At 36.7% G+C, this 20776-nt stretch carries 18 protein-coding genes and 1 pseudogene; 9 read left to right on the forward strand and 10 right to left on the reverse strand.

Features of this window, described 5'->3' with window-relative positions:
• Both CRT24_RS05070 and CRT24_RS05075 read left to right on the forward strand, forming a co-directional pair.
• Positions 1-303, forward strand: a pseudogene (locus tag CRT24_RS05070) (transposase); the annotation flags it as partial.
• 266 nt (positions 304-569) lie between these two features.
• Positions 570-3194 (forward strand): DUF3857 domain-containing protein, encoded by a 2625-nt coding sequence (locus CRT24_RS05075; protein WP_099370168.1) that lies wholly within the window; start codon positions 570-572, stop codon positions 3192-3194.
• Between the two features lie 154 nt (positions 3195-3348).
• Here CRT24_RS05075 and rimK read toward each other — a convergent pair whose 3' ends face one another.
• From rimK to purH, 5 genes are all read right to left on the reverse strand, one after another.
• On the reverse strand, positions 3349-4284 hold the full coding sequence (rimK, locus tag CRT24_RS05080; RefSeq protein ID WP_099370169.1) for a 30S ribosomal protein S6--L-glutamate ligase: 936 nt from the start codon (positions 4282-4284) through the stop codon (positions 3349-3351).
• Between the two features lie 39 nt (positions 4285-4323).
• Positions 4324-4755 (reverse strand): RimK/LysX family protein, encoded by a 432-nt coding sequence (locus CRT24_RS05085; protein WP_099370243.1) that lies wholly within the window; start codon positions 4753-4755, stop codon positions 4324-4326.
• Positions 4756-4763: 8 nt separating this feature from the next.
• Positions 4764-5942 carry an AIR synthase related protein gene (locus tag CRT24_RS05090; protein WP_099370170.1) on the reverse strand — a complete coding sequence of 393 codons (1179 nt, stop codon included), beginning with the start codon at positions 5940-5942 and terminating at the stop codon, positions 4764-4766.
• A gap of 55 nt (positions 5943-5997) precedes the next feature.
• The gene (locus CRT24_RS05095; RefSeq protein ID WP_099370171.1) at positions 5998-6621 is read right to left on the reverse strand and encodes a hypothetical protein; all 624 of its coding nucleotides are present in this window, start codon (positions 6619-6621) and stop codon (positions 5998-6000) included.
• Between the two features lie 111 nt (positions 6622-6732).
• Positions 6733-8259 (reverse strand): bifunctional phosphoribosylaminoimidazolecarboxamide formyltransferase/IMP cyclohydrolase, encoded by a 1527-nt coding sequence (gene purH / locus CRT24_RS05100; protein ID WP_099370172.1) that lies wholly within the window; start codon positions 8257-8259, stop codon positions 6733-6735.
• Positions 8260-8398: 139 nt separating this feature from the next.
• On the opposite strand from purH, the gene CRT24_RS05110 reads away from it, so the two are divergent.
• Positions 8399-9574, forward strand: coding sequence for an esterase (locus CRT24_RS05110; protein WP_099370174.1), 1176 nt, complete (start codon positions 8399-8401; stop codon positions 9572-9574).
• A gap of 503 nt (positions 9575-10077) precedes the next feature.
• Here CRT24_RS05110 and purN read toward each other — a convergent pair.
• Positions 10078-10653 carry a phosphoribosylglycinamide formyltransferase gene (purN, locus tag CRT24_RS05115; protein WP_099370175.1) on the reverse strand — a complete coding sequence of 192 codons (576 nt, stop codon included), beginning with the start codon at positions 10651-10653 and terminating at the stop codon, positions 10078-10080.
• Between the two features lie 137 nt (positions 10654-10790).
• Between purN and CRT24_RS05120 the strand changes: the two genes are divergently transcribed.
• From CRT24_RS05120 to CRT24_RS05130, 3 genes are all read left to right on the forward strand, one after another.
• Positions 10791-11288 carry a hypothetical protein gene (locus CRT24_RS05120; protein ID WP_099370176.1) on the forward strand — a complete coding sequence of 166 codons (498 nt, stop codon included), beginning with the start codon at positions 10791-10793 and terminating at the stop codon, positions 11286-11288.
• Between the two features lie 495 nt (positions 11289-11783).
• Positions 11784-12212 (forward strand): helix-turn-helix transcriptional regulator, encoded by a 429-nt coding sequence (locus CRT24_RS05125; RefSeq protein ID WP_099370177.1) that lies wholly within the window; start codon positions 11784-11786, stop codon positions 12210-12212.
• 77 nt (positions 12213-12289) lie between these two features.
• The gene (locus tag CRT24_RS05130; RefSeq protein WP_099370178.1) at positions 12290-12664 is read left to right on the forward strand and encodes a RidA family protein; all 375 of its coding nucleotides are present in this window, start codon (positions 12290-12292) and stop codon (positions 12662-12664) included.
• A 211-nt stretch (positions 12665-12875) separates the two neighbouring features.
• Here the strand turns inward: CRT24_RS05130 and CRT24_RS05135 are convergent, their stop codons facing one another.
• From CRT24_RS05135 to CRT24_RS05150, 4 genes are read right to left on the reverse strand one after another with little or no spacing between them, the layout of a single operon-like run.
• Positions 12876-14312 (reverse strand): serine hydrolase, encoded by a 1437-nt coding sequence (locus tag CRT24_RS05135; protein ID WP_099370179.1) that lies wholly within the window; start codon positions 14310-14312, stop codon positions 12876-12878.
• Between the two features lie 20 nt (positions 14313-14332).
• Positions 14333-15076, reverse strand: a complete 744-nt coding sequence (locus CRT24_RS05140; RefSeq protein WP_099370180.1) for a LytTR family DNA-binding domain-containing protein — start codon at positions 15074-15076, stop codon at positions 14333-14335.
• A complete protein-coding gene (locus CRT24_RS05145) occupies positions 15073-16113 on the reverse strand; it encodes a sensor histidine kinase (RefSeq protein ID WP_099370181.1) in 1041 nt (346 codons plus the stop codon). The genes CRT24_RS05140 and CRT24_RS05145 overlap by 4 nt, the downstream gene beginning before the upstream one ends.
• A gap of 8 nt (positions 16114-16121) precedes the next feature.
• Positions 16122-16991: a LiaF domain-containing protein gene (locus tag CRT24_RS05150; RefSeq protein ID WP_099370182.1), complete on the reverse strand. Its 870-nt coding sequence runs from the start codon at positions 16989-16991 to the stop codon at positions 16122-16124.
• A gap of 269 nt (positions 16992-17260) precedes the next feature.
• On the opposite strand from CRT24_RS05150, the gene CRT24_RS05155 reads away from it, so the two are divergent.
• The 3 genes from CRT24_RS05155 (at position 17261) to CRT24_RS05165 (ending at position 20765) form a co-directional block, all read left to right on the forward strand.
• Positions 17261-17599, forward strand: coding sequence for a DUF3276 family protein (locus tag CRT24_RS05155; protein ID WP_093098970.1), 339 nt, complete (start codon positions 17261-17263; stop codon positions 17597-17599).
• A 143-nt stretch (positions 17600-17742) separates the two neighbouring features.
• On the forward strand, positions 17743-19863 hold the full coding sequence (locus tag CRT24_RS05160) for a S9 family peptidase (RefSeq protein WP_099370183.1): 2121 nt from the start codon (positions 17743-17745) through the stop codon (positions 19861-19863).
• Positions 19864-19976: 113 nt separating this feature from the next.
• Positions 19977-20765, forward strand: coding sequence for a hypothetical protein (locus tag CRT24_RS05165; protein WP_099370184.1), 789 nt, complete (start codon positions 19977-19979; stop codon positions 20763-20765).
• Positions 20766-20776: the final 11 nt, after the last annotated feature.

Below are 20776 nucleotides of genomic sequence, written 5' to 3' on the forward strand. Positions count from 1 at the left end.
ACTGCCCGGGTCAGCTGTTACCAGGCTCGGCGATGCGAAGGCTGCCCGATGCGGAGTGGGTGCCATAAAGCTACAGGCGATCGGCTCATTGAAGTGAACCACAGGCTCAATAAGCTCAAGGCTAAAGCCCGGGAAAGACTGCTGTCGGAAGAGGGAATGTACCATCGGAGCAAGCGACCCATAGAAGTGGAAGCCGTTTTCGGTCAGATGAAAAGCAACAACAGGTTTACCCGGTTCACAATGAAAGGTCTGGAGAAGGTCGCTGTGGAATTCGGTTTGATGGCCATTGCCCATAACCTAGAAAATGGGCAAAAAAGTGGAAAGACAAAGCTTTTATCGGTAAACCAGGTGGCAAAAACTCCCTGTTTGCGATAAATCAAGCCATCAACATGCTGAAAAGTACAAAACATCGACTTGCAGCCTAATATTGCTCATGAAATTATAATGGAGCTCCAGAAAGCTATAAAACAGAAGAAGGTGCCTTTTTAGACACCTTCTTTTATTTTATTTTTTGACTTCAATTAAATCATTTGTTTTATTGATTATCTTCGTTAATCGATTATTAACAGATGAGAAAACCAATATTATTAACTGCCTTGCTGGTATTTATAGGTATATCGGCTATGATGGCACAGCCTGTCCCAAAAATATCCAAGTCTGACGTGCCTAAATGGTTGAAACCCATATCGGTTAAGCCTCAGCAAATAAATCTGGATGACATTAGTTTGGGTTATTATTATGAATTATTGGAAGAACAGGTTCATCTGGGAGAACAAACGCACTATCATAATACCACTACCGTTGTTAGTGATGAAGCTGGAGCAGAAAATGCAGGCCATTTAGAGGTTGAATTTGATCCAAGCTATCAAAAAGTATTCATTCACAGGGTGGAGATAGAACGAGAGGGGAAAATTCAAAACCGCTTGGATCTTTCCAAATTCAAAGTAATAGCTACTGAAAATGATCTAAAAAGATTTATATATAATGGCTCTTATTCGGCATTTACCATACTTGATGATATTCGAAAGGGGGATAAAATTAGGTTTTCCTATTCATTGGTAGGTTTTAATCCTGTATTTGAAGGCAAATATTTTGAATCTTGTTATTTAGAAGGTGGAGAGCCTTCAGGTCTTGTTCATATTGTCTATGTAGTTCCAGAAGGCCGAATTTTGAATATTCGAAAACAAAATGGTGCTATTTCAGAAAAGAAAATCAATAAAAATGGATTGAACTACTATTATTGGGAGCGGCCGTCACAATTAACTGATGGTTATGTTGATTATGTGCCTTATTGGTTCAATCAGAACCCCAGAGTGGAGGTTTCTGAATTTTCAACATGGAGACAAGTTGCAGAATGGGCAAAAAGAGTAAATCCAATCCATAAACTCAAGCCTGGCACAGAACTACATTCATTTGTTCAGAAATTATGGGCAGAGTCAAATGAAGATCAGGAACTGTTCTTTGAGAAAAGTTTAGATTTTGTTCAGAATTCCGTTCGATACATGGGTGTAGAAATGGGCGAACATTCGCATCGAGCCCATAACCCGGAAATTGTATTTAAACAAAGATATGGAGATTGTAAGGATAAGTCCTTATTGTTGGCATCTATGCTGGCAGACAAAGGGATTGAGTCTTCATTGGTACTTGCTAATACCTATCAAGATAAAGAATTGGATAAAGTGCAACCAAGTCCTGCCGCATTTAACCATATGGTGTTGTCTGTATTTATAAACTCACAGATGAAAGCGGTCGATCCTACCATATCGAACCAAGGCGGACCAGTAATGGAAAGGTACTTTCCTCCTTATGGGCAAGTATTATCTATTAATTCAGGAACCCATTTGGATGAATTGGAAAAATCTACTAAAGATGGTTTTTTGGTAAGGTTTGAAGATGTATTCCAACTTTTGGGAGGTGATAAAGCGAATTTAAAGGTTTTTACTACTTACCGGTATAATGAAGCTGACAAAATGCGTAGTTACCTAAAAGAAAATGCAAGAAATCAAATTCAGAATGATTTTGAAGATTATTACAAAGGAATATATGAAAAGGCAAAAAGACTTAAACCAATCGTTGTTGAAGATAATCTTGAGAAGAATGTATTAACCATTGCTGAGGAATATTTGTTAGAGTCATATTTGTTCAAAGAAGATGGACAAAAGCAAAAATATGCACCTGCATTTTCTAAACCTATTTATGAAAGGTTACCGAAGGTTTCGGAAGATAGAATGTTGCCAATAGCATTATCATTTCCTATAGATATAGAGCATGTCATAAAAATTGTCAATAAAGACAATATTCCTGTCGGATCACTTAATTTTGATGATTTTGTTGAAGAAGATGCTTATTTTTTTTCAAGGTCCATCAAAACAAATAAGGACACCGTCCTCATAAAAAATGTTTTTATAACAAATGATTCTTTCATCCCCATGGAAAAATCAAGTAAGTATTTAGAGGACTTCAAGAAAATTGAAAACAATGTCACGTATATCCTATTTGCATCTGATGATGGCAAGATTAATTTAGGGGATATATCTAACTTTAAATTTAACATTTGGGTTACCCTAGTTTTTCTGTTTGTCGCTGGTCTTACGGTTTGGTTTATTTGGGCGAAATACAATAGATCCAAACCAACGGGATTTATCAATCTGGAACATGCATATGAGGAGACATCCATAGGAGGATGGCTGATATTGGTGCTCATTGGATCGGTTATTTCAATTGCTCAGACCATATTGATGTCTTTTTCAGCAGATTCTCCTCTTAATGCAAATCAATGGGAGTTGGCAAAAGCATATAATATTGACAATGGGCCGCTATACTATATTTTTCTCGCAATTATTCTGGTATTTAATGCAATTGGATTAGTATTTACTATTTATACAGCAATATTATTATTTAAGAGAAGGGATATTTTCCCTCAGACTTTTGTTTTCTTGAGAATAGGGTTATTTATTATGTATATAGTGATGTTTATTTTTATTTACCTATTGAATCCTTCTGAATTTACATTAGGAAATGAATTAGGCAGATCTATTTGGGAAATGCTGTTTATGATTTTATGGTGTTTCTATATGATTTTCTCAAAACGAGTTAAAAGAACTTTTACGGTGCCTTATAAAGCAGAAACGTATCCTAATGAAAGTGACGAAATAGAAGGGAACCTAGCGCCTAATAATGACCCAAAATATTAATTGATTTAAAGCCGACCAGCTAATCAAAGCAGTGGCCGGAGTCTCCTCCGGCCACTTATAGTTTTTTATCTCAGATCTTCTTTCCACTTGCTATCCCACCTCTGCTTTCCGGTTGATATCTCAAATCTCAAATCCCACATCTCATATCTGGGTCTTACAAATTGCTTTCCTTCTTGATTTTTCTTCTTGTAGTGACAGGTTTGGCCAATTGTTTGGCTTCATATTGTCTTTCCAAGTATTTGATTATTTCTCCTGCGATATCTTTTCCAGTTGCTTGTTCTATTCCTTCAAGGCCTGGGGAAGAATTTACTTCTAAGATCAATGGTCCTCTAGCAGAAGGGAGCATATCTACTCCTGCTACTGTTAATCCCATTGCCCTAGCGGCAGCGATGGCAGTTTCTTTTTCATTTCTGGTTAATTTTACCACTTCAGCTGTTCCACCACGGTGAAGATTAGATCTAAATTCTCCTTCTTTTGCTGTCCTTTTCATTGCGCCCACAACTTTTCCATCCACTACAAATGCGCGAATATCAGTTCCTTTGGCTTCTTTGATATATTCTTGGATCAGGATATTGTTTCCTAAACCATAAAATGCTTCGATTACAGAGGAGGCAGCTTTTTTAGTTTCAGCCAATACGACACCGATACCTTGGGTCCCTTCCAATAATTTGATGACTAGAGGAGCACCCCCTACCATAGAGATCAAATCATCCACATTGGATGCGGTTCTGGCAAATCCCGTAATAGGTAATCCAAGGCCTGCACCCGAAAGAATCTGCATACATCTCAGTTTATCCCTAGAGCGTGTGATTGCTTGGGATGGATTAGCTGAAATAACGCCCATAACCTCAAACTGGCGGACAATCGCAGAACCATAAAATGTTACGGATGAGCCTATCCTAGGGATTATGGCATCAACTTCTGCAATATCTTGACCTTTATAATGGATGGAAGGTTTTCCTTGTTGTATGCCTACATAACACTTACCATGGTCAATGACTTCGCATTCATGACCTCTGTTAACGGCAGCTTCTACCAATCTACGGGTAGAATATAATGACTTGTTCGTCGATAATACGGCTATTTTCACAATTGTTTTTTTGTTAAACAGATAACGAATGTATGTGTTTTATATGATATTCGTTGCTAAATTTTTTTTCGCCACATCTACCAAGAATTTCCCTGTGATAAAATTTCGCCCCAATAACATCGGGTAGGACATGGCAGAGCGGTTTCTAAAGGACAATTTGATATCATATAGCTCGTTAAACATACGAATCTTGGTCAAAAAGATATAGCGTATCTCGGATTGTCCAAAAGAACTTTTAACAGTGCGTTCCCGATGAACCGGGAAAGTCAGTTTTAAAGTCTTTTCACTGTCTTCATTTGGGCGGATAAATGCGGTAATATATAAGTGTCCAGCCTTTTTAACAACCTCCATGTCTTCACAATGTAAAACAGATGTCTCTGCTCCAGTATCGATCTTAGCATGGATATTGTAAAGACCTAGTTCCGGAAGGTCAATGATCTCTGTTCTACCTATGGTTTTTTTACCTCTCACTGCCAAATTTATTCGTATACAAATTCTCCATATGGTGAACGAATGGTCACTTGTTTTTTGTCAAAGGACTCAACTCGACCTATAACTTGTGCTGGTATACCGAATGATTCTGAAATCTGGATAATATCAGCAGCAATCTCCTCAGGAACATATAATTCCATACGGTGACCCATATTGAATACTTTATACATTTCTTGCCAGTCCGTGTTTGATTCTTTCTGAATCAGTTCGAATAAAGGAGGAATTGGGAATAGATTGTCTTTAATGACATGTACGTTGTCTACAAAATGCAAGACCTTTGTTTGAGCACCGCCAGAGCAGTGAACCATGCCATCAATTTGATTACGATATTTATCTAAGATTTGTTTGATGACAGGAGCATACGTACGAGTAGGGGAAAGTAATAATTTTCCAGCAGTTACCTCTTCACCAGTTTCGGTCAAGATGGTGTCTGTTAAAGCTTTTCCTCCAGCAAATACCAAATCGTAAGGTACTGCCGGATCAAAACTTTCAGGATATTTTTCAGCAATATATTTGCTAAACACATCGTGTCTTGCTGAAGTTAATCCATTAGATCCCATTCCGCCGTTGTATTCTTTCTCATAGGTAGCTTTACCATAAGAGGCAAGTCCTACTATTACATTGCCACCTTTGATTTTGTGATTGGAAATAACATCTTCACGTTTCATCCTACAGGTAACAGTACTGTCAACGATAATTGTACGAACTAAGTCGCCTACATCTGCAGTTTCTCCTCCAGTTGAATAGATGCCGATTCCCATCTCGCGTAGGTCAGCTAAAATTTCTTCAGTGCCATTAATGATTTCAGCGATAACTTCTCCCGGAATAAGGTTTTTATTTCTTCCGATAGTTGAAGAAAGGATAATATTATCGATGGCCCCAACGCACAATAAATCGTCAAGATTCATGATAATCGCATCTTGTGCAATACCTCGCCATACTGAAGCGTCACCGGTTTCTTTCCAATAAACATATGCTAAAGAGGATTTTGTTCCAGCACCATCAGCATGCATGATGTTGCAATATTGCTCATCACCCGCCAATATATCAGGAACGATCTTACAGAATGCTTTAGGGAACAAACCCTTATCAATGTTTTTGATTGCGTTGTGTACATCCTCTTTCCCTGCGGATACACCTCGTTGGTTATATTTTAAATCTGACATCTTGCTGCAAAAATAAGCAAACCTCTTGATTATAGCGAAAGTTTTTCGAGCCTTATTATTCTGAAATGCCAGCAGGATTATAATCGTTAGCTTGAATCTGCATTAAGGTTCCAAACAGTTTTGTCATGTTCTTTTCGGTTTCTATCTTATTCTCCTTTAAGTATTTCTCGTTTTCCTTATCAGTAGCTATAAGATTGAATAAACTATCTCCATGAAAATAATACCTTACCTCATCAACTTTCTTGGTCTTCGAGATATCGAATTTTGGATCGATGATATGGGTGTTGTAATTGTAAACCTCTTCAAATATGAATGAAAGCTTGCCATCTTTCAAATAAAAATCTTGATATGAAAATCCCCCTTCTCCAAAACTCCTGACTTTAATCAATTCCAAAATACTGTTTTTGGTATAATATTTTGCGATCCCTCCTTCAGTGGATTCGTGAATTTCTGCTGAATCTATACGATCCCAATTCTTTATTTCATTTATTCTGTTAAAATTTTCACGGATCAGCAAAGTAGGGTCAGCAGCATGTTCATCAAGTGTGGAGTCTACCGAAGTGCTGTCCAAAGCAGAAATAGAATCTATTAAATCTGTATTTGTTTCTTGGTTCCTGTTTCCCTGACATGATGTAATGCAAATCAACAAGCCCAGGGTCATTATAGTTAGATTTCTCATGTGATTATGCTTAATATATGCTGTTTACTTGCAAAAACGATTCCAAGGAAAAATTGAAGCATAAAAAAAGCTCCCAGTAACACTGAGAGCTTTAAATTGTATAATATTTTTTTAGTGTTTGAAGTGGCGAACTCCAGTTGTTACCATTGCAACCCCTTTTTCATTAGCCATATCAATTGACAATTGATCTTTAATAGAACCACCCGGTTGTAAAACAGCTTTTACACCAGCATTTCCGGCGATCTCAACACAATCAGGGAAAGGGAAGAATGCATCTGAAGCCATTACACTACCATTGATTTCAAATCCAAACGACTGCGCTTTTTCAATAGCCTGTTTTAATGCGTCAACACGAGAAGTTTGACCTACACCTGAAGCGATTAAAGTACCATCCTTAGCAAAAACAATGGTGTTTGATTTCGTGTGTTTTACAATTTTGTTTGCAAAATATAAATCTTTTAATTGTTCTTCAGTAGGTTTTACCTCAGTTACTGCAGACATAAGTTCTGGGCCTTCAACAGTATTGTCTTTGTCTTGAAGGATAACACCATTTAACAAGGTTTTGAACTGTTGAGTAGGTAATTGAACCTCTTTGCGACGTAGGATAATACGGTTTTTCTTAGCAGTCAGAATTTGCAATGCTTCTTCAGTATATGAAGGAGCGATTAAAACTTCAAAGAATAAGTTGTTGATTTCTTCAGCAGTTTCTTTGTCTACTTCACCATTGGTAATCAAAACACCACCAAAAGCAGATACAGGATCGCAAGCTAATGCAGCTTCCCAAGCAGCTTTGATGGTAGGACGAGACGCTACTCCACATGCATTTGTATGTTTTAAAATTGCGAATGTAGGCTCTTCAAACTCATCAATGATCGCAACAGCAGCATCCACATCAACCAAATTGTTGTAGGAAAGTTCTTTTCCATTTAATTTGTCGAACATGCCTTCTAAGTCTCCGTAAAAAACACCTTTTTGATGAGGGTTCTCTCCATAACGCAACACTTGAGCTTGCTGTTGAGATTGTTTGAAAACATCTAATGGCTCTTCTTGATTGAAATAATTGAAGATTGCTGTGTCGTAGTGAGATGATGTATTGAACGCGCGTTTGGCGAAGGACTTACGTTGTTCTAATGACGTTGATCCTTCCTGAGCTGCTAGTATCTCTTCCAATTCTTTGTAGTCATTTTTCGAAGAAATGATTACTACATCATTGAAATTCTTTGCTGCAGCACGTATTAATGAGATTCCTCCAATATCGATTTTTTCGATTATATCTTGTTCTGAAGCACCTGAAGCAACAGTTTCTTCAAATGGATATAGATCTACGATTACTAAATCGATCTCAGGGATATTATATTCCTCAATTTGTTTTTTGTCTTCAGCTAATGGGCGACGAGACAAAATCCCACCAAAAACATTGGGATGCAATGTTTTTACGCGGCCACCTAGAATGGATGGGTAGCCAGTTAAATCTTCAACGCGCTCAACAGGAATATCTAAGTCGCGGATAAATGACTCAGTACCACCAGTGGAATAAAATGTAACTCCGTATTTGTTTAGTAGTTGAATTAGTGGTGCAAGGTTATCTTTGTAATAAACTGAAACCAATGCATTTTTAATCTTAACAGGATGATTCATTGTGTTTTGTTTGGAGCCGCAAAGATAAAAATTAAAAATAAGTTTTTACTGAAAATTATCACATTATTGCGTACCCAAACTAAAATGGAATTCGATTTATTAGTATATTGGAGTACCAATTCGAAAAACAATACTAAAGATGAAAAAATCAATTCTATATTTCTTGTGCTTATCTTTTAGCATTAGTTCCATTCAAGCTTATGCTCAAGAAAATATTGGCAAACAACTTCCAAAGGTGCTGTCGCCAGAAGTAGAGCCAAATAACGCCACTACATTTAGGCTCATTGCTCCAGATGCAAGTAAAGTTGCATTGACCGGAAATTGGATGCAACAAACATCAGCTTCGGCACCTCAGGTGAACATGGTCAAAGACAACAATGGTGTATGGTCCGTGAAACAAGACAGCCTTGGTTCTGACCTTTACCTTTATAATTTTATTATAGATGGTGTGAGGATCAATGATCCTTTGAATGTTTATCAAATCCGGGATGTCAGCAATGTGTTTAATTATTTTATCACTAATGGTGAAAACGCAGAGTACTATAAAACTAAGTCTGTCCCTCATGGTAGCATGATAAAGCAGTGGTATCCTTCAGCGATTAACAAAGCTGAACGAAGACTGACGGTTTATACCCCTCCAGGTTATGAAGAGAAAAAGGAAAAATATCCAGTTCTATATTTATTGCATGGCATGGGAGGGGACGAGGATGCATGGCCGACCTTAGGGCGGGTAGCTCAAATCATGGACAATTTAATTGCTGCAGGAAAAGCTAAACCGATGATTGTGGTGATGCCCAATGGACATACGAGCAATTCTGCAACCCCAGGAAGCTCAGAAAAAGGGGAGTATCCAATCGAATTTGTAACACCAGACGTAGGATCCGGTGACATGGAGTCCAACTTTGGTGAAATTATCAAGTTTGTAGAAAAAAATTACAGAGTGAAAAAGGATAAGAAAAACCGAGCAATTGCAGGATTGTCCATGGGTGGTTCACATTCCTTGTTTATTTCTAGCTATTACCCCAACACTTTTGATTACATAGGTTTATTCTCTGCAGCTTACAGGATCAATGACAAAGTAAAGCGCGATGTTTATGACAATTTTGAGCAAAATCTCCTAAAACAAAAAGAAAACGGATACCAGCTCTATTGGATAGGAATGGGTAAAACAGATTTTCTCTACAAAACAGGAGCTGATTTCAGGAAAAAATTAGATGATATCGGCATGAAATATACCTACAAAGAATCCGAAGGAGGCCATACCTGGTCCAATTGGAGAGATTATCTAGTGGAATTTGCAGGGGAGTTGTTTTAGAGTAGATGAGGGATATAGGTATAGACATAAGACATAAGACATTAGACATTAGAAATGGTAGAATTGCAAATAAATCCAGGAGATAGCAAACTATTTCTAATGTCTAGGACCTGAACTATAAACCATTAAAAGGCAAACTATTTATTCCTAATGTCTAGGATCTGGACTATATACCATTAAAAGGCAAACTATTTATTTCTAATGTCTAGGACTTGAACTATAAACCATTAAAAGGCAAACTATTTATTTCTAATGTCTAGGACCTGGACTATAAACCATTAAAAGGCAAACTATTTATTTCTAATGTCTAGGACCTGATCAATAAACTATTAAATAAAAAACTATTTATTTCTGAATTCAATCACCTCATAAATAAACCATTAAATAGCAATCTATTTATTTCTGAAGATTACCACCTGATCAATAAAACATTAAATAGCAGACCATCTATTTCTTATGTCTTATGTCTTATGTCTTGTGTCTATTGTCTTTTGTCTATTGTCTCAATTATACTTCCTCAACAGATTTTCAATAATTTTTGGATAGTGGGTATGTTCTAGCTGTTGGCCGTTGAATTTTATGATTTCGAGGGTGTCTCCTGGTTCTACGCGAAAGCGTGCTTGGTGGATGATTTCGCCTTCGTCAAAATTTTCGTTCACGAAGTGTATGGTAATTCCATGTTCTTCTTCTCCGGCTTCAAGTACAGCTTTGTGCACTCGGTCGCCATACATTCCTTTTCCGCCAAACTTAGGCAATAAGGCCGGGTGAATATTAATGATTTTATTAGGGAAAGCTTTCAAAAGACTTTCTGGTACCAACCATAGAAATCCTGCTAGGACAACAAGATCGATCTCCAAACGCTTTAATAAGTTTACAATTTCATCAGTTTGATAGAAGTCGTGTTTGTCAAAGACATGGGTTGGGATTTCAAAATTGTCAGCACGTTGCAAGACATATGCATCCGGGTTATTACTTAAAACTAAGGCAACTTCGGCACTGTCAGAATATTTAAAATGCTCCATGATTTTTTGGGCATTCGATCCAGAACCAGAAGCAAAAATAGCAATACGCTTTTTCACAGTGTGTTATAAATTGAAATATTAAACCTTCTTGTCCTGCAAATATAGCTGTTTTTTTGCAATAAATGGCCAGAATAAGAGTACTTTGAGGCATTTTTTGTTAGATTTAAGCTCATTTGAGTCAATTATATTGCATTATGAAAAATTTTATCTCAACTATAATTTTAATTTTCACAATTGTTGGTGTTTTAAATGCTCAGGTTCCTGAAATCATGCCCTCGTTTTCAAAGTTTACCGATATGAATTCAGGGATGAAGGTTACCTCAGATTCCATCAATAAAGAACATACTCAAGTCTTCGTTTTGTTTGATCCCGGTTGTGGGCACTGCCAAGAATTAGGGCAGGGGATTGCTCAGTCCCTGGATGTAATAAGACCAGATGTAGATTTCTACTTCATCTCGATGCAGGAAAAGGCATTGGTGGATGGTTATATCAATATGTTTGCAAAGGGTTTGAAGAGTGATTCACGCGTGAGATTCCTATATGATCCGGAAGGCGAATTCATTCTGAATTTCCATCCCAAAAATTTTCCATCGACCTATATTTATGAGGCTAAATCGCTACAAATTCTCAAACAATTTGATGGCGAAAATAAAGTTAATTCCTTGCTTCCTTTCCTTAAAAAACAGCAATAATAGCGCAGATATGGAATATTAGAGGATTTTCCTTTTTATTTCTAAAATTATCCTAATAAAACAAAGTGATATTATTTATTTAATTGTTTTCCTATATTTACGGTATCGAACAGTTTTTTAAAGAAAAAACTGTGCTTGATTGGTAGTAAGATATATGGAATCTAGGACTACAAAGCCGTTTAATGAATGATGTTTAATGTTTGAGCTTAATTTATGGGAAAAATTATAGCTCTACAGAAATGTTTTTAGAAGCAAATTAGTTTTCGGGAATGGTTAGGGAAATAACTGTTTCAGAAAGACGTTAAGTTGTTGGGTCATAGTCAGAATTGACAAGGCCTATGAAGAACTTAAAGAGCTAGCTATTAAAAATTATTTTCAACCTATATTAAACATTTTCACGAAATGATAGTCTTTGTGAATGTCAGCCAATAAGCAATATTAGAAAATTGTAAGGGCCAATTAATTTACAATTTGGTTGATGAATTACATTTATTTATGATTAACATTTATAAGGAGTTAAATTATCGTGATGAGGAAGCTTTTTCAGCAGTAGAATCATTGATTATGTCTCTTAACAATGGTCCACAAAAGGAGGTTATGTTAACTCATTTTCCTGCTTGGGTAACTATAGCGAAGGATTATATTCAAGCTAACTGGAACAAGCACATCACGTTGGACGAATTAGCAAGGCTATGTTCAGTCCATAAGGTTACAATATCCAAATATTTTGAGAAATATGCGGGTAGTACGGTTTTATTGTATCAGAGAAAGATACGGATGATTCGGGCAATGGAGTTAATCCAGTTGAACACACACTCTTTGACGGAAGTCGCATTCTTATGCGGATTTTCAGATCAAAGTCATTTCACTCGATACTTTAGGCAGATGATCGGATTTTTGCCTAAGGAATTGCAAAAGAACTGAAAGTGCTAATATCCTTCTATTATAAGGATACAGCAAGAGTTTAATTTGTAAGAAGTGATTGAATTTAATTGTTTAACATGAAAATACTACAAGGGAATAGACTCCCGAAGCCAAATGGACATTATAGTACGGCAATAGTATCGAATCATTTCTTGTTTATATCTGGGCAGTTGCCAATTTCTTCTGATGGAACGCATCATGAAGATGACGATTTTGAAGGGCAGTTTAATGTAGTGTTCCAGAATATTGAAAACATTCTGGTTGCTTCTTCAAGTAGTTTGCAGAAAATAGTTAAAGTGACAGCTTATATAAGTGACGCCAGCTTCTGGCCACAGTTCAATGCTTTGTTTGCCGATTACATAGGTAAACATAAACCGGCAAGAACTGTAGTGCCGGTACCAGAATTACGTCATGGTTATAAATTGGAGGTTGATTTGATTGCAGAAGTATAACAAAAATTGCACACATACAATAAACCCGTATATTCCTTTCCGGAAAGTTGATTTGATCATCATATCTGAATGGATGGCGTAAGCCTACAGTCATGATACACTGAGAAAGATAGCGATGCGAAGGAAAGCGATTGGTTCTTGTCCATGAAAAGAGAAGAACTAAACAGTGAAACAGGGGAGATAACCAGCATGGGAATCTCCCCTTTTCAATTTATTTTGTGGTCAAAACTTTTTCAAGCAACTGCGTTCCAATTTTCCCTAATTGATTGCTAGAATTAGAAAGCATGATAACTACCGATTTTTCGTCAGGAACAAACCCTACGAATGCATTAGAACCTTCGGTTGCTCCGGTATGATGATAATAGATCACACCATCCAACATGTTCATATGCCATGCTAAACCAATGTCACTGTTAGGTGGTACAAGGAATGTGAATTGTTTTGTAAGATTCATTGCACGTTGCACATCGTTCTCAGGGAAGGTTAATTGTGCAATCGTATAGCGTAAAAGATCATTCAACGTGGATTTTAATGCGCCAGCACCTGCAATGGCTTGAAAGTTCCAAAATGGAACTTGCTCTCCATTTTCCGAAAATGGTGCAGCAAAGTTTTTGTTCTTAGGATTTAATTTATCTCCAGTATTGGTCATCTCTAATGGAGTTAGTATTGTTTCTTTCACCAAAGTCATGTAAGGCTTTTTGGTGATCGTAGACAGAAGCTCACCTAATAAACCAAAACCCAGGTTGCTGTATTCGTATTCTGTGCCTGGTTCTTTTTCAGCTTTAAAATCTTTTAAGAAAGCAAATAATGCTTTTTTGTCATAAGCTGCATATGGATCTTTTTCATTGAATTTCGGTACTTTATTCCAGTTACTAGCCAACCTTGGTAAGCCCGAGGTATGATTCGCTAACATTTTGAAAGTTATCTTTTGGATATCCGGATTTTGTGCCACTGTATCAGGAAGGAATTTCGAAATGCTGTCATCTAGTCCTATAACACCTTTATTAACTAGATCTGCAAGGAGAGTTGCGGTAAAAGTTTTTGTGACAGAACCTATTTCATAGACGGTATTTGCATCAGGAAGTGAATTGTTGCCTGGCGCTGTTTCGCCATAAAAAAAGGTGTTGATCTTATTTTGATGAATGACAGCTACTGCCAATGAATGTGCATTCCCATTTTTTGCGTAGCTTCTGGCCACTGAATCTACAAACAGATCCAAGGGACTCTTTGCTTCAACATTGCTGATAATCTCTTCTTTTTGAGGTTTCTCCTCAGCCTCATAAGGTTTAATCAAGAAAGTTGAATAATGCATGGTTGAATCAATACCAAGCAGTATGCTTAAGGTAGCTGATTCTAGTTCTACTTTATAAGTAGCGACTCCCTTTCCGAAGGCTGTTTTCGTAGCATTTTCAATCTTGCCTAGTTCAAATAACTGCTCAATGGTATTGTTCATCTTTTCACGGCTGATCTGTTCTTTGAACGCATCAGAAGCGAGATTATAAATTGAATCGGCTTGCTTGGAATTGAAGAAAAACTCAATTCTATTAAATACCGCTCTATTGTTGTCTTCATCAATTGTCTGGGCATTAGCAATGCTAAAACAAGATAAGACAAGGATAATGAGTAGGTTGAATGCTTTAATTCTCATGCCCAAAAATACAAAACAAATTATAAACCTATAACTTGCTTTAGTCTAGCATAACCTGATTTGCTGATATTTACTTTTTCACCGGACAAAAGAGTAGCTATATAGCTGTCTTTTTCCATGGGTTCTATCTTTTGTAGTTGATCAACCTTGACAATAAATGAGCGATGTACCCTGACATATTGTTTGCCGTCCAATTGCTTTTCAAAGGAGCTCATGGTCTTATTCTTCAGAAACATGCCGTCAGGGGTATGAATTTTTACATAATCGTCATACGCTTCCAAGAACAAGATTTGTTGAACGGGGATGATTTTTATTTGATTACCAGTTTTAACAACCACACGTTCCAAAGAAGTTTCCTCGTCCATAGATTCTTGCAACTTTGCTGAGTCTATCTTTGGTGCTTGTTGGGTACCAAAGGTAGCTTTGAACTTTTCAATGGCTTTTTGAAACCTGTCCGGACGAATTGGTTTCAATAAGTAATCGATAGCATTCTTTTCGAAAGCTTTTAATGCATATTCGTCAAATGCTGTCGTAAAGATGATATGAGGCTGCGAATCCAATAGCTCCAACATTTCAAAACCAGTTAACTTAGGCATCTGTATGTCCAAAAATACCAAATCCGGTTGGTGCTGTTGGATAGCCTTTACGCCTTCAAATCCATCGTTACATTCAGCGACAATCTGAAAATCAGGATGTTCATTCAAGTATTCAAGCACCATACTGCGTGCTAACGGTTCATCATCTATAAGGATAGTCTTTATCATAACTGTGGTATTCTTAATGTGGATATAAATGTATTGCCATCTACTGAAGTCTGCAAGAGGTCTGTTCTGCCAAACAGGAGATATAATCTCCGCTGAATACTGGTTAGGCCGAAGCCAGTTCCTTTTTTCTGTTCGGGCTGATCCTGTTCAAAAGGATTGCTGATCTCTATACTGAGCAAATTGTTCTCCAATAGAATCTTAGTTTTTATAGTTACTTGATCGGTGACATTATAAAGCCCAAACTTAATTGCATTTTCAACAAGTGGTTGTAAGATCATAACGGGTATCTTGCCGCTAAGTACGTCCTCTTCATATTCAAATTCAGTGCTCAAGCGATGCCCAAATCTTACTTTTTCGATGTCTAAATATAAGCTTAAATGATTTATTTCCTCTTCTACTGTTGTAAATTGCTTTTCATCTTTACGCATGGTTCCTCTGAGGAAGTCTGACAATTGGAAGGTCATGTTCCTTGCTTCCGTAGGTTTGCTGCCAATCAAAGCGATGATGGAATTTAAGCTGTTGAACAGAAAGTGAGGCTGAAGTTGCTGTCTCAAGTTATACAGCTCTGCGTCACGAACCATTTTTTCGCTCTCATCTTTTCGTCTTTTATTAAAAACTAATTCTTCCTGTATGTTCCAAAAGATATTGATGGTCATGACACAGGTTATAATAAGGAAATTGATGACGAATCGAAAAGGGAGGCTGAAATCCAGGTAAACAAGATTGTCGTCTGGAGAAAGTTGGATGATCAATATGCGGACAATCAAAACACTGATGGCGGAGAAAATCGCCGCCATTGAAAAAAGTTTCCAATAGTTTTTGTTGTTTGGCAGATAAAACTGTAGGGTACTGTAAATTAAATAGGATATACCGGTCATGGTCAAAGCGCCAATAATTGCATCATACGCTGCAGTTACCTTCGCAATATTGGACCACAATAATAAACCATAAACAATTAAGAAATATAAAACACAAATAATCCAAGAGGAGGCATGGATTACATAGCGTTTTGATTGTTCACTTAAGGGTTTTTGCATACCTAAAACTAACTATTCTTAATTGTTAATCCACCAAATAATGAAGTTCCAGTGATGTAAATTTTTTTGTTCTCATCCGTTACAACCTCTATCATTGGTCTTCTATCATCTACTTCTCCAAAAATCGAAGAAATATTGGAATATACTTTCCAGTTGGTAGGGACGATGATTTTGGTGCTTCCAAATAATTGAAATGTATCAATTACAACGGGTTGTTTTAAATCTGCTTGCAGGAAGTTCAACTGGGTGCTCCCGAAAACTGAAGTTATATTTCCACCTAAGAAATTCTTTGTCAAGATTACTTTTTTAGTATCGCTAAAATAGTTGTCTACTTTAAGGTAGTTTTCGAAATCTGGCATAAAGTTTTTTCCATAATTCCTATGCACGCTATCAGTTTGTGCATAGGAATCATTAGGGTTTTGAGTACCAGTTGGACTTTGACCGCCATTATTATTTTGATAATCTTCTGTTACACGCTTGTCCCAGTCATACTCATCTTTTGGAGGAGTAGTAGGAGGTAAAGTAGGGGTGCTCTTGTTACGATTGATCAAGTAGAACCCTAAAGCAATGGCAGCAGCCGGGATAAGAAATCTACCTAAGTGGATATCCAACTCGTTCTTCAATAAAAATACTGAACCAATAATGATCAATACGATTGAAGATTTCTTTTCAAATTTTGAGTTGATACCGATGACCAAACCAATAATGATTAATATAGTTTCCCATCCGAACATCCAATTAGGGACAATATTTCCCATATTAAGGTTCTTAAAGAGGATAGCTACTCCTAAGAAGATAATTATAAATCCGACTAAGTTGGATGACTTGTTGTTTTTAGGAGGTTTTCCGTAATCTGTTTTTGTTGTTTGATTGTCCATGTCGTTGTTTCCTTTTGAATTAGTTTACTCAAAAGTATAGCGAATATAAGCATAGCAACAGAGCTAATAGGTCTCTTGGGCTATTTTTTCGGTGAAAGTCTGAAATTAATCGGTGAAAAACCTAAGAACTTTGATAATGTTATCTAATCTGGTGCAATATTTTAATTATTATAATAATAATTTTTAAATAAAATTTGGATGATTGAATTTAATTATTATATATTTATGACTGAAAATAGAGGGTTAAACTTAAATTTTATATTAATCTAATGGGAGATTTTGACAATAAAGAGCGTGAAGAGGTATTTTCAAAAAAGGTGAGAGCGGGAAAACGTACTTATTTTTTTGATGTGAAAGCCACTCGCTCAAACGATTATTATGTGACAATCACGGAAAGTAAGAAACGCTTTGAAGATGGACAGTTCATTAAGCACAAGATTTTCCTTTATAAAGAAGATTTCGAAAAGTTTGCTGAAGGACTTCAAGATGTTGTCGAGTATATCAAGGCAAATCAAGAAGTTGTTGAGAAAAGATATGAGCCAAATCAAGACGAAAATGGTTTTGAGAACAACGGCGAACTAGTACAAAAAGACAATTACTCTTTTTAATTTAGTTTTGAATACATTATTATGAGCCACTAATGACCTTAGTGGCTTTTTCTTTAAATATGTTACAGGCATTTTTTAGGAGATCATCTAGAATTTGCTATTTTCGGTGCATAAAAAACAAATTACTTTATAAACGTAATCAAATGAATAGACTGTTTTCTGTAGCTTGTCTTGCTCTGTTAATTGTATCTACAGACGTTGCAAGTGCGCAAACTAAAAAATTATCCTTTGAGCAGGCTTGGGGAAGGACCCCATCATTAACCAAAACAATCAGCAAATTTGAAGGCTGGGCAGATGCCAACCATTATATAGAAAGATCGAACAACCAACTTTTTAAAGTCAATGTCAAAACTGGAAAAAAAGAAAGTTACTCTTATCCAGTAAATACCTCTACTAAAGTATTTGTTAAGGATAAAGATGTGTTCATCCAATATCCAGACGGACCCGCAAAACAGTTAACCCAATCACCGGAAATTGAAGAACAAAATCCAACCTTATCCCCAGATGGTAAATATGTTGCTTTTACCAGAAAAAGTGACCTATATGGATTGGAGATTGAATCCGGTAAAGAAATTAGGTATACGAATGACGGAACCGACGTAATCTACAACGGTTGGTCATCTTGGGTATATTATGAAGAAATTTTAGGAAGACCCACTAACTACAGAGCTTTTTGGTGGTCTCCGGACAGCAAAGAAATCGCTTTCATGCGCTTCGATGACACCAAGGTGCCTATGTTCCCCATCTATGTTTCAAAAGGACAACATGGCTATCTGGAGGAAACAAGATATCCAAAAGCTGGTGACCCTAATCCAGAAGTTAAAGTCGGTTTTGTAAAAGCTGAAGGATCTCCAATTGTATGGGCAGATTTTAACGAGAAAGATGATCAATATTTTGGACAGCCATATTGGAGCTTTGATAGTAAATCCATCATGGTTCAATGGATGAACAGGGACCAAACAAACCTGAAATTTTATGCTGTAAATCCTTCAAATGGACAGAAATCTGAAATCTACAATGAAGAACAACCTACATGGATCAATCTAGACCATGATGAGCGAATTACTTATTTGGCAGATAACAAACATTATATTCTGAAATCTGACAAGACAGGGTGGGCGCATTACTACCTGTATACTCTTGACGGAAAATTAGTGAATCCTATTACTTCAGGAGATTGGCAAGTAACATCGATCGAGAATATCGATGAAAAAGGCAAAGTTCTATATTTCACCGCAAGAAAAGAGAATTCAGCGACAAGGGATCTTTATAGAGTTGGGTTTAATGGAAAGGACCTGAAAAGATTAACTTTTGGTGACTATACCCACAATGTATTGGTTTCCCCTGATGGGAAATATTTCATTACCAACTACTCCAATATTACTACACCTAATAAAGTGGCTTTAGTAGATAATAAAGGAAAAGTTGTGAAAGAATTAGCGGACAGTAAAGCAGATGACTTTGATAACTATAAAGTTGCAAAACGTGAATATATCACTATTCCATCTGAAGATGGAAAATTTAATTTGCCTGTTATCATTACATATCCAACTGATTTCGATGAGACCAAAGAATATCCAGTTATCATGAGTATTTATGGTGGGCCTGATGCGGGTACTGTTCGCAATACCTGGAAAGGAACTAATGGAGAATATTGGTCTCAAGAGGGGGTTATCCAAATTGAGGCTGACCATAGATCTTCTGGTCATTTTGGAAAACAAGGAGTTGCTTGGATGCACAGAAACCTAGGCAACTGGGAACTTGTGGACTATATAACAGTAGCAAAATGGCTGAAAGCTAAACCTTGGGTTGCCAAAGATAAACTATTGATCACAGGACATAGCTATGGTGGCTATATGACGTGTCTGGCATTGACAAAAGGTGCAGATTACTTCGACTTCGGTATCGCTGGGGCTCCAGTTACTAGTTGGGAATTATATGATACCCACTATACCGAGCGTTGGATGGATACCCCACAAGCAAACCCTGAAGGTTATAAAAATGGTTCTATATTACCGTATGTTGATCAATATAAAGGTAGATTGCGCATCATGCACGGTGACTTGGATGACAATGTTCATTTGCAAAATACAACTCAATTGGTAGACGCTTTAACCGATAGAGCAGTGCCTTTTGAACTGATGATTTATCCTGGAAGCAGACATGGTTTCAACCGGTCAAAAAGCGCTTACGATTTCAAGGAACGCACTAGATTTTATTACCAATATCTATTGGAAAAACCAGTGCCCGAGAATTTAAGATAAGAAATGTTAAAAAAGGCTAAGAAAGTATATTCTTAGCCTTTTTTTATACGTTTGAGCCTCCAAATAATTGCTTCCAACAAAAAAATTATCATATTTGCAATATTATTTAAGACATGCTAGATTTTCTCAAAGACATTACATTTAAAGCCAACGACGTTGTGTTAAGAGCAGTAGATATCCTCATGAGGAATTATATTTCTATTGCCGGATTGTGCTTTTTGCTTTTTGTGACTTCAAATCTGTCTTCATTCCTTGCCTTGTACTTAGATTCTTCTAATTACTTTATCAAAGTACTGCTGCTGCTGGTCTTTGTTGGTCTTTATTTTGGCTTACAATTAGTATTGTTGAAGCGCACAATATTCTTGGCAAAAGATGAAAAAAGCCATGTCTTTAAGGATTATCTACCTACCGTTTCGCAATTCTGCTATTATATAGTAGGGCTATTGTTTTATAGTCTGATAGCTTTTGTGGTTTATTTGATTATGTATGTATTATTGTTCCCATTATTGTTCTTAGGGGTCAATATGCAGACTGTTCAAACTGAAGTGCATCCGTTGCTAACGGGATTGGTTATGATGTTCATCCTGATCAGAATCACATTCTTCCCATTTTTTATTTTAGAAAACGGATTTAATACGTTTAAATCATACAGGTTTAGCTTGGCAATGACCAAAGGTAACGTATTGACACTATTAATAATTATTGCTATTGTCGCATCTACCCACCTATTGCAGATTGCTGCAGAATATTTAGGATACTCCTTAGTATCATGGATTTTGAGCCTAATCAATGCTTTTGTAATTATACCGGTTGTCGGTGTAGTCATGTCAATTGTGTATATTGATATGATGAAAGCATATAAAGGAGGATCCGATCCATCGGTAATCGACAATATCATTTAACACTAATAAGT

Origin of the sequence: Sphingobacterium sp. 1.A.5 (genome assembly GCF_002734235.1) — a bacterium.
Taxonomy (GTDB): domain Bacteria; phylum Bacteroidota; class Bacteroidia; order Sphingobacteriales; family Sphingobacteriaceae; genus Sphingobacterium; species Sphingobacterium daejeonense.

Bases quoted from the DNA above. Each gene is read 5' to 3' on its own strand.
- CRT24_RS05075 (WP_099370168.1), top strand. From the start codon at position 570: ATGAGAAAACCAATATTATTAACTGCCTTGCTGGTATTTATAGGTATA.
- CRT24_RS05090 (WP_099370170.1), bottom strand. From the start codon at position 5,942: ATGTCAGATTTAAAATATAACCAACGAGGTGTATCCGCAGGGAAAGAG.
- CRT24_RS05095 (WP_099370171.1), bottom strand. From the start codon at position 6,621: ATGAGAAATCTAACTATAATGACCCTGGGCTTGTTGATTTGCATTACA.
- purH (WP_099370172.1), bottom strand. From the start codon at position 8,259: ATGAATCATCCTGTTAAGATTAAAAATGCATTGGTTTCAGTTTATTAC.
- CRT24_RS05110 (WP_099370174.1), top strand. From the start codon at position 8,399: ATGAAAAAATCAATTCTATATTTCTTGTGCTTATCTTTTAGCATTAGT.
- CRT24_RS05120 (WP_099370176.1), top strand. From the start codon at position 10,791: ATGAAAAATTTTATCTCAACTATAATTTTAATTTTCACAATTGTTGGT.
- CRT24_RS05125 (WP_099370177.1), top strand. From the start codon at position 11,784: ATGATTAACATTTATAAGGAGTTAAATTATCGTGATGAGGAAGCTTTT.
- CRT24_RS05130 (WP_099370178.1), top strand. From the start codon at position 12,290: ATGAAAATACTACAAGGGAATAGACTCCCGAAGCCAAATGGACATTAT.
- CRT24_RS05135 (WP_099370179.1), bottom strand. From the start codon at position 14,312: ATGAGAATTAAAGCATTCAACCTACTCATTATCCTTGTCTTATCTTGT.
- CRT24_RS05140 (WP_099370180.1), bottom strand. From the start codon at position 15,076: ATGATAAAGACTATCCTTATAGATGATGAACCGTTAGCACGCAGTATG.
- CRT24_RS05145 (WP_099370181.1), bottom strand. From the start codon at position 16,113: ATGCAAAAACCCTTAAGTGAACAATCAAAACGCTATGTAATCCATGCC.
- CRT24_RS05150 (WP_099370182.1), bottom strand. From the start codon at position 16,991: ATGGACAATCAAACAACAAAAACAGATTACGGAAAACCTCCTAAAAAC.
- CRT24_RS05155 (WP_093098970.1), top strand. From the start codon at position 17,261: ATGGGAGATTTTGACAATAAAGAGCGTGAAGAGGTATTTTCAAAAAAG.
- CRT24_RS05160 (WP_099370183.1), top strand. From the start codon at position 17,743: ATGAATAGACTGTTTTCTGTAGCTTGTCTTGCTCTGTTAATTGTATCT.
- CRT24_RS05165 (WP_099370184.1), top strand. From the start codon at position 19,977: ATGCTAGATTTTCTCAAAGACATTACATTTAAAGCCAACGACGTTGTG.